The 9761-nt window shown below is 38.9% G+C and carries 6 protein-coding genes; 4 read left to right on the top strand and 2 right to left on the bottom strand.

The window, feature by feature from the left end; all coding sequences use genetic code 11:
* Together AC1DND_RS16650 and AC1DND_RS16645 are read right to left on the bottom strand one after the other, a co-directional pair.
* Nucleotides 1-750 (bottom strand): hypothetical protein (locus AC1DND_RS16650; RefSeq protein ID WP_477583280.1); only part of this gene is annotated, 750 nt, incomplete at its 3' end.
* Nucleotides 751-1308: 558 nt separating this feature from the next.
* A complete protein-coding gene (locus tag AC1DND_RS16645) occupies nt 1309-2136 on the bottom strand; it encodes a DUF4238 domain-containing protein (protein WP_477583278.1) in 828 nt (275 codons plus the stop codon).
* Nucleotides 2137-2313: 177 nt separating this feature from the next.
* On the opposite strand from AC1DND_RS16645, the gene AC1DND_RS16640 reads away from it, so the two are divergent.
* From AC1DND_RS16640 to AC1DND_RS16625, 4 genes are all read left to right on the top strand, one after another.
* Nucleotides 2314-3342 (top strand): bacteriophage abortive infection AbiH family protein, encoded by a 1029-nt coding sequence (locus AC1DND_RS16640; protein ID WP_477583276.1) that lies wholly within the window; start codon nt 2314-2316, stop codon nt 3340-3342.
* Nucleotides 3343-3973: 631 nt separating this feature from the next.
* Entirely contained in the window at nt 3974-5074 is a 1101-nt protein-coding gene (locus tag AC1DND_RS16635) for a glycoside hydrolase family 28 protein (protein WP_477583275.1), read from the top strand.
* A gap of 11 nt (nt 5075-5085) precedes the next feature.
* Nucleotides 5086-8481 (top strand): DUF4450 domain-containing protein, encoded by a 3396-nt coding sequence (locus AC1DND_RS16630; RefSeq protein WP_477583273.1) that lies wholly within the window; start codon nt 5086-5088, stop codon nt 8479-8481.
* A gap of 96 nt (nt 8482-8577) precedes the next feature.
* On the top strand, nt 8578-9761 hold a 1184-nt coding region (locus tag AC1DND_RS16625), incomplete at its 3' end, for a ligand-binding sensor domain-containing protein (protein WP_477583271.1).

The raw sequence follows: 9761 nt of genomic DNA, 5'->3' as shown, positions 1-9761 counted from the left end.
TCTGGTGGGCATTTTGGACTTTGATCGCCAGGCTTTAATTATCCTGTTGATAGTATTGGCTACTGTATTGATGTGCTCAAGCCTGAAATTCTCTTCTCCTTTCTTAACTGTACCGTTTGCCCTGAGGTATAGGGCCGTGTCATGCGTAAATCTGGTGCGCTTGACCATATTATAATCGTTCAAAATTTTATAAAAATCTTTGCAGAATTCAATGAAGCCGCTTTTAAAATATAACTCATACACCATTTCCTTATCCTTGAGTTGCTCCTTCAACTCACCTCCTGAACATAACGTGTCATGAAAATGTTGGAGAAATTCACCTCTGGAATTTATAAATTCTGGCAGTTTATTTTTAAATAGTTCTGCATCTTGTTCAATATCGAAACGGTTTTTAGACTGCGGATTAATCTTATTGCCATTTTGTACTAGGATGGTAGTTAAATTTTGAACCCAATCTTTGAACACATCTCCAGTTAGGCTTTCAAATAATACATGCAGTAGAAGAACGTTCTTATAAGCGATAACTTCAAAGGGAACCCAGTTTGCTGAAGATGCCAAAAAATCATAGGCAATCTTATATTTCAAATCTTCCAGAGAGCTTGCTTCACCGATTGATTTGGGTTCCAACTGATTGATGAAGTCAGCTGATGATAAATGTTCTRCAATTTTGCTGCAGCCGGATCCCAATCGGCCCGTTAAGCCTATGATAGTAAAATCATTCCTTAAGGAATAAAATTCTGTTAATTTCATAAAGAGTTTTGTTAATTTCCAGCAATGCTACAAAATTTCTTCGAAAATAGATGTGCATGAAGAGGAATAGCAACAATAACTCAGTATATTTTTAAGAAATAAATTGATAGGCTTAACATTCCGTGAAACAATTCCATTATATAACATTTTACATTTGACGATGGCTGCGTATTTCAGCCGAAAATGTCCCTTTGTTTCGGACTAAGCTGAGCACCTATTTGATTATTGGATAAAACATATTTGGTTGCTTTCCCTCTGAACAGATACACATTGGATCAAAATCCATTTTTCCTGTAGCTTTAGTGGTGTAATCCATTCTACCAGCAGATTTACCTTCAGTGTTGCCTCACTGATCAAAATTCTTATGTGGAAAAGGAACAATATTGTGTTTATTCCGCAATCCATTTGAAGTTATTTAGGCTGATTCAATTTTAATATTTATTCTTTCAGCCATTTCCTCGATTAAATTTTTACTGGCAGAAAATAAGTACTTAGTTATATAATAAGTTTGTGCTTGATTGATCTTTTCTACGAAGCTTGGGGGTACTTTAGCGAATGTTAGTAGCTTCTGGCTTCTATCTCCGACAAAATCTTGATCAAATATAACTGTCGCAATGCCCAAACAAAGGGAAGGCGTATGGGCATGAAAAACATTATATTTTCTGCAAATTTAGTATTATGCACTTTATCACTATCATCAACTGAAGCGCCAGGGTTGTCAGTAGTAATGAATTGATTATCAGATTCAAAGATCATCCACTGGTATTTGAAGAGCCTATTGATAATTTGCAGATGTATGTCTGAAACCGCTTTGTTTTGTCCAATGAGGGTAGTAATGTGCGAATTCTTTGTATAATTGTCATTTGTCATCAATTCTTCCCGCATTCTGTCCATTGTAGCCAACATTTCTTCTTTAGTGATATTTAAGAAAGCCGATACATCTACATTTTCAAGCTCTTTCCTATATCCATTAAACAGCTTATCAATCACACCTTCTTTTTTGTCCTCAATTGCCGTCTTTCTGAAATGCTGATTACGCATCTTTATATCTATGATGGCATAGAGAAAAAGGAACGCATCAGAAAATGATAAAGAAGTTGTTTTACTTTTAATTTGTGTCAATAACCTAGGGTACTCTCTTTCATATTTGTGAAACTGATTCTCAACGTGGAAGGGATCTAAATCTTCTAAGTCTTTAAATCTTTCCTTTAGTTCGTCCTTTATAGTATAGAAATCGGGTATCTTACAAACCTCAACAGGAAATTTAGGCTCGTCAAATACCTTCTTTTTATATTTAAGATAGTCCAAATTAAGAGTATGTAATTTTCCGTCATCATTACAAAACTCCTTTAAATAACATTGTGGCAGAAAGTGTTGCTTCATCATTGTATCAGTAAGACCCTCACTAAATATGCCCCTTAAATGGCAAGTAATAGTTACAAGATACTATAAAAACCACGAAAATAACCGCAAATGGTAAAGGTGGTTTCAGTAACAATAAATAGTTATTTTTGATAGGAGTTATAGTAAAATAATCCCTTAAAATAATTTAAAACCAAATAGATGCAGGAAACGCTCTATATAATAGGCAATGGATTTGACTTGCATCACGGCGTAGCTTCAAAGTATTCCGATTTTAAGTCATATTTGGCAAAGCATGATCGCGATCTTTTATATGCATTGGAGAACCTATATGATTGTGATGATATGTGGGGAGACTTTGAAAGGAATCTATTGACAATTTCCAGGGAAACCTTTATCAGGTATATAAACCCTTTGTTACCAACCAATGAAGTAGACGATGATGATTTTACCTATGCAGAACTGTTCTTTCCGCAAGACCAGGCCGGAAACTTAGTTGATGAACTTACGGAAACTTTAAGGAAACGCTTCCATCAGTGGATCAGGACATTGAATATGCTCACTGGATATAAACAGAAGATCATAAAAGTTGACAATAACGCCCTTTTCCTGTCCTTCAATTATACCGATTTTATCGAGACAGCCTATAGTGTACCCTCCCATCAAATTTGTTATTTACATGGCAGGAAGTCGGATAAGATTGGAAGCATTGTTTTAGGGCATGGAGAAAATCCTGAAAACAGCTTAGAAAACTGGCTTAAGGAGAATGATAAAAAACATAGATTTCAACCCCGGTTAAAGAATAAAAGAAATAAATACTATAACAATTCAAATCCTACTTATCTGGCCTATTTTCTTGAGGATGAGAGTAGCGGTAACTGGGGCTCAGAGGCAAGGTATCACGCTATAAATTTCGCGGTAGAAAGAATAGAGGATTATTATGAACAATCATTTAAGAACTTTTATAAAGTGCTACAAACGCACAAGACCTTTATTTTATCGTTGAATAAAATAAAAAGGATTATTGTAATGGGGCATTCGCTATCCAAAGTTGACATGCCTTATTTTGAGAAAATTTTAGAAGTGAACGACAACCCAAAAAATATTAAATGGGAAGTTAGTTTCCATTCTGATGTTAATTTAGATAGAATAAATGAGTTTGAAAAAGAACTCAATATTAATCCAGGCCAAGTTGAAAAATTCAAACTAGGTGAACGTTTATTATCTTAAAAATGGTGAATATTATCGGTCTAAAATGTTGTTTATTGTTATATAAATATCTTGGATATTTGCCAGCTTTTTGGTTGAAAAGTAGTGGGGTGAAGGCTCCCAAACTTTACCGGACTACTTAAAATCCTTTACTCTTTTATGAAACCTTTGATTTTCAAATCCTGAATTATTGGCTCAATAAGCCGTAAATAGCCCTCTAAATGCCGAAAGTATTCCTGTTGAATGGTACCGAGCCGGAAAGATAGTTTTCAAAACATTCTTTCCGGTTTTTTATGAGCTAAATCACTGTTTGTCATGTATGTAAACTATTTTCTCCGAACTTTGCTAAATTTTTAGTTCTAAAATAATCCGATGAAGGTTCGTTTTTAAACACCACCTTCCCGAGCTACAGAAATTATTCATCCTTCTCTTTGGGCATTCTGCTGATAAACTAAAAGAACTTGCCCGATCGTTTGGCAGAAAGAATAAAAGCACAAACGAACAACATCTTTAGATGTCTTTATGCAGGATGCAGCAGGATGGTTGGGCGCGCCGCGTTTTATATAYTAACCGGAAATAAACCAGCAGCTATATAACATCCATTTTTATTAAAAATGGAGTCAATTTAAAGATCGATGAAGGTGTTGAAATTTTGGGTAGCCAGAACATTAAAGATTATCCTGAAATTGATACTCGTGTGGCCGGCATCGAAATGAAATGGCCTGCGGCGCTAATCAACATTCTAAAACAAGATAAAGCTTCAATTTCGGGCAAGGGATTGATTAATGCCCAGGGCAAACCATTTTGGGAATACTACTGGAATTTAAGAAAAGAATATGACCCGAAAGGCTTAAGGTGGATTGTAGATTATGATGCCAAACGCCCAAGAACGATACTGGTCGAATCGGCCAAGGATGTGGTCATCAAAGATATTCATGTGCAACAGGCTGGATTTTGGACCGTACAGATTTTGTACTCTTCTTATGTAACGGTAGATCATATTACCATTCGGAACAATGTAGATGGCAGTGGCCCGAGTACCGATGGGATTGACGTCGATTCTTCGTTATGGACACTGATTGAAAATTGCGATATCGATTGTAACGACGATAATTTCTGCCTTAAAGCTGGTCGCGATTGGGATGGCCTAAGGGTAAACCGACCAACCGAATACGTGGTGATCCGCAATTGTGTGGCGCGTAAAGGAGCAGGCTTACTTACTTTGGGCAGCGAAACTTCGGGCAGTATCCGGCATGTGTGGGCCTCCGATCTGGTAGGCTATGGAACGGGTAACGCGATTAATATTAAATCGGCCAAAACAAGGGGAGGTACAGTAGAAGACGTGTATTTCGGTAACATTACTATGCATGGTGTGGGCAATGTGATTCAGGTAAATCCAAACTGGAATCCTTCTTATAGTTATTCTACTTTACCAGCTGGATACCATCCAGATTCTATCCCCGCGCATTGGACCRAACTTTTAACCCATGTAGAACCGGCAAGCAAGGGTATACCTAAAATACAAAACATCAATGTGTTTAATGTTACCGCTACCAGTGCTAAAAAGGCAATCAATGCCATTGGTTTTTCAGAAACCATATTGAAAAACTTTAACCTCTCCAAGCTGAAAATAGAAGCAGCTACTGCCGGAACGATCGATTTTGGACAAAACTGGACTTTTGATCGGGTGAATATTACAACGGCAGACCAAAGCGCATTGAAAGTAAGTAATTCAGTAAGTGTAAATCCTTAGCTGTTTCGAAAATGAAAAGATTTTACAGTTTATGTTTCTGCTTCAGTTTATCAGTGAGCACACTTTTTGCACAGGAACTTTATCCACCAACCTTAAAATCAGGAACCTGGCACAATGAAGATGCAAGTTTACGTTACCGTCCAGAGGGAAGAGATTTTGTTATCCATAACGGTACAAGAAGGTTTACCAGAGCATTATACGGAACCAATACTGCATTTCGGGTCGAGGCTGGCGATCTGCCTGAATTTGCTTTGTATATGCCAGCTATGGGGGGAAACCTGCAGTTTGGCCTACTTGATGGCAATAACAGCAAATGGCTGATTAAGGCAGCAGATATTACCGCCAGGTATCGTCCAGGATCGATGATTTACACGATAAAAGATCCATTGCTGGGAAATGGTACCTTGCATTTAACCCTCCTTGCATTGAGCAATAGCGATGGTATAGTGTTAAAAGCCCGTTTCGAAAATGTGAAAAAGGGTGTAGAGCTGCTTTGGGTTTTCGGTGGAGCAAGTGATAAAAAGTTTAGCCGGAGTGGCGATATGGGGGTGGATCCCGAATCTTCTTTTTACCTCGAGAAACAAAACTGCAAGGATAATTTATTTACGGTTACAAAAAACAGTTTCGAGCTTCAATATGCTAAAATCAAAAAAATAAGCGGAATTTTTCCTGCCGAAATCAGGATTGCGGATGCAGCCGATCTATCCTCCCCATTAAACTTAGATCAATCTAAAACACAGCAAAATCCAGTAATTACCGGAAAAATAAGCATAGAAAATGGTAAAGATTTCTATGTATTGATCCAAAATCCTGAAAAAGACAATGCTCCTAAAAACTGGGATAGTGCTACCCAATTTATAGAATCAGAAAAGAAACGTAAAATTTTAGCCGATCGGGTACAGGTTGATACGCCAGATCCCTTTTTCAACACCATCGGTGGTACTTTGGCGATGGCTTCGGATGGGATTTGGGAAGCGCCATCTTATATGCACGGTGCCATAGGCTGGCGGATGCGTTTGCCCGGTTGGCGTGGACCTTATACTGCCGATCCACTAGGTTGGCACGATCGGGCAAGAATACATTTTGATGCCTACGCCAAATCGCAGGTGCTCAATCCCGAGAATGGACCTGTTTTGGCCGATACTGCTTTTAACCTTTCACGATCAAAAGAGGCCATGGGGACTGCAATGTTCAGCAATGGTTACATCAGTCGTGAGCCAGATGGGAAATCGATCAGACCGCATCATTACGATATGAACCTGGTGTACATCGATCAACTGCTCTGGCATTTCAACTGGACTGGCGATTTAGCTTATGTGAAAGAAATGTGGCCGGTAATTAAAAGGCACCTGGCTTGGGAGAAAAGGGTATTTGATTCTGATGATAATGGTCTTTATGATGCCTATGCAGCCATTTGGGCAAGCGATGCATTGCAATATAGTGGCGGAAGCGGAACACATAGCTCAGCTTATAACTACCGCGCGAATTTAATTGCCGCTAAACTTGCCCATTTAATTAATGAAGATCCAGGTCTTTATCAAAAAGAGGCCGACAAAATATTAAAAGCCATGAATACCCAACTCTGGATGCCAGAAAAAGGCTGGTATGCAGAATATAAAGATGCATTAGGTCTACAGCAATTGCATCCGGCTGCAGGTTTATGGACGGTTTATCATAGTATAGATTCAGAGGTTCCGGATGCTTTTCAGGCCTGGCAGAGTTTAAGATATGTTGATACCAATATCCCACATATCCCGGTAAGGGCAAAAGGACTCGAAGATAAAGGTTATTATACCCTATCAACCACAAACTGGATGCCTTACGAGTGGTCGTTAAACAATGTGGTTTTAGCCGAAGTTACCCATACGGCACTGGCCAACTGGCAGGCTGGTAGGACCGAAGAGGCCTTTAAGCTTTGGAAAAGTGAATTGCTTGCAAGCATGTATATTGGAGGAAGTCCGGGTAATTTCGCCCAGGTTTCCCGCTATGATGCCATTTTAGGGGAGTCGTACCGCGATTTTGGTGATCCGGTAGGCATTAATTCCCGAACACTCGTTGAAGGGCTTTTTGGTGTGGTGCCTGATGCGCTGAATAAAACCTTGCTCATCAGACCAGGTTTACCACAAGAATGGGGTCACGCGGCCATAAACATTCCTGATCTTTCATTTTCTTTTAAACGGAAAGGATTAGTGGATACCTATGAGCTATTGCCGAGATTTGCCATTAGGCTCGGACTTAAAATGCGCATTAAAGCCAGAAGCAATCAATTAAAATCGGTTAAGATTAATGGAAAAGCAGTAAAATGGAAAAATGTAGCCGACGCAATTGGCTTACCCGAAATCGAGATTGAAAGCGCAGTCGCAAAAGATTATTTGGTTGAATTGATTTGGGGAGGTGAAACCTTAAATCCACCCAAAATTAACGTGGCCTATACCGCGGGTTCGAAAATGGAAGTCGATTTTGGTAAAGCTAAAATTGTTAAAGTATTCGATCCACAGCAGGTGCTTAACAATATAAATACAAGTGAAAGTAAACTTAGCGCAAATCTTCAGGGCGAACCAGGTGACCGTACCTTCTTTGCCCAGATTAAGAATGGTCCGTTCACGTATTGGTTTCCTGTTTGTTTCAAATTGGAGGCGGCGGTGAAAAAGCCAGATCAAATTTTAGATTTAACTGCTAAAGAATGGACAGGTAAAAGGCTCGAAACACAAGATTTATCGACTTATTTTAACGATCAGGTTGGTGAGATTTTTAACCATAAATACCTGTCTCCACGGCCACAAACCACAACTTTACAATTGGCCTGGCAAGGTATTGGCGATTGGACGCACCCTAAACTAAAACCCGAAATTAATGATATGGGTTTGCGTAAACTAGCAGGCAATAAAGGCGGATTTTCATTGGCTTCTGGAGTGGTTTTTAAAACACCATCAGATAGCACTTTAAAAAATATCATTTACACCTCTCTGTGGGACAATTTTCCCCGAAAAGCAGAAATTCCACTTTCTGGTAAAGCAAGCGGTGTATTTTTCCTTTTGGCCGGGACAACTAACCCCATGCAAAGCAGAATGGATAACGGCGAAATTACGGTTCAGTATACCGATGGATCTACCCAAAAACTGTCCTTACGTAATCCCGAAAATTGGTGGCCAATTGAGCAGGATCTTTTTACGGATGGTTTTGCTTTCGATACCGGCGCAGAACGGCCTGTACGTGTACACCTCAAAACGGGTAAAATTGTAACCGCAAAAGATGGCGATAGCTGGAACGGAAAAGATATAAAAGGAGGTGCAGCAACAGCTCTGGGCCTAAAGCTTGATCCTAACAAAACACTGGCTAAGCTTACCTTATCTGCGCTTTGTAATGATGTAATTATTGGTTTAATGGCTGTAACCCTGGTTCGTTAGTTTTTTTTAATAATGTGCTATAAAAGCTGGATATCGAAAAAAATAATATTGCCGATCATAACGATTTGCTTGTCTTTTTTTTCTGCTTTTTCACAATTGAAAAGCAATATCGCGCATTATTCTACCGAAGATGGGCTTTCGCATGATGGTGTGCTCTGCATTACCCAAGACCGCGACGGTTTTATGTGGTTTGGTACTTTTGATGGTCTAAACCGTTTCGACGGGACAAATTTTGTGGTTTACAAAAGTAGGCCCGGCGATAATTCTAACCTGCGAACTAACAAAATAAGAGAAATTGTAGAAGATAAATCGGGTTACCTGTGGGTAAAAACCTACGATTTTAAGATTTATCGTTTCGATAAGYGTACCGAACAATTTTTACCCGTTTCTGATGGCCCTTTTAAAGCATTTTTTAAAGATCAGGTAATTATCGACCATATGGTGCCTGATACTAAAAATGGCGTTTGGTTGCTAACTGAAAATCAAGGGCTTTTATATGCTGCAAATAACTTTAAAGGACAACCCGACATCATACAGTTTGCTAAAGAGCAAAAGCCTGGCAGACAAATTAAAGGAAACGCTGTGAAATTCAGGTGCCGCGATGAAAAGCAAAGGATCTGGGTAGGCACCGAAGGCGGATTGAACTGTCTACAAGGGAATAAAAATGGTAACTATCAAGTGCTCAGGTTTTCTGCGCCTATAGAAAAAATGCTTTCTTCTTATGCTGTTAACTGTGTTGCTCAAAGCAAAGAATCACTTTATTTTGGCACTGGTGATGGGAATTTGTTAATCTACGACTTAAGGACGCAATCTTTTCAGGTTAAACAGATTAGTAAGGGAACTGCGTTTAATTCCATTTGTTATTCAAAAGCAGGTCTGATTTATATTTCTACCATGGGGAAGGGAATGCTCACAGTTGATCCAATCAGTTTTAAAGTAAGCCAATCTGGAAGCAAAGAAAATTATTTATCCCTTAACGAAGACCATTCAGGATTAATCTGGATTGAACCACAGGAAAATGGAATTATAAAGTACGATCCTAAAACACAACAATATAAATATTTCAGTCAAAAAAGAGATTTCAATTTCTCGAGTCGCGATTATAGCGTAGTTGCCGATGCAAACGGGATATTATGGGTAAGCATGAAAGGTGGCGGTTTCGGCTATTATAATCCACAGCKCGACGAGATTGATTATTTTTATGATCAGCCTGGCTCTTCAGACCAAAAGTTTTCCAATATCATTACGAGTTTATATGTAGACCAGTTTATATGTAGACC

It is taken from the genome of Pedobacter sp. 01N416, assembly GCF_056399685.1.
The sequence above is the reverse complement of the archived record's forward strand: the minus strand, read 5'-3'. Positions and strand labels throughout refer to the sequence as shown.

Excerpts from the sequence above, each read along its gene's own strand:
- AC1DND_RS16645 (WP_477583278.1), bottom strand. The coding sequence starts at position 2,136 with ATGATGAAGCAACACTTTCTGCCACAATGTTATTTAAAGGAGTTTTGT.
- AC1DND_RS16640 (WP_477583276.1), top strand. The coding sequence starts at position 2,314 with ATGCAGGAAACGCTCTATATAATAGGCAATGGATTTGACTTGCATCAC.
- AC1DND_RS16630 (WP_477583273.1), top strand. The coding sequence starts at position 5,086 with ATGAAAAGATTTTACAGTTTATGTTTCTGCTTCAGTTTATCAGTGAGC.